Annotated in this window: 1 pseudogene; it reads right to left on the bottom strand. The window is 46.0% G+C overall.

The window, feature by feature from the left end:
* Positions 1–259, bottom strand: a pseudogene (locus RYX56_RS22440) (RNA-binding transcriptional accessory protein); the annotation flags it as partial.
* Positions 260–272: the final 13 nt, after the last annotated feature.

Raw genomic sequence — 272 nt, forward strand, 5'->3', positions numbered from 1 at the left:
GAGAAACATCATGCTGGTACTGACCTACCCCTACCGATTTTGGGTCGATTTTCACTAATTCAGCCAATGGATCTTGCAGGCGGCGGGCAATCGATACGGCACTTCTTTCTTCAACATGGAGATTTGGGAATTCCTCTCGCGCAAGGTCTGAGGCAGAGTACACACTGGCACCGGCTTCATTTACGATTAAATAGTAAATCTCCTCATCCATTTCTTTTAAAATATCTGCCACAAATTGCTCGGTTTCCCTTGAGGCCGTTCAGTTACCGATT

Origin of the sequence: Alkalihalophilus lindianensis, assembly GCF_032843265.1 — a bacterium.
Taxonomy (GTDB): Bacteria; Bacillota; Bacilli; order Bacillales; family Bacillaceae_D; genus Alkalihalophilus; species Alkalihalophilus lindianensis.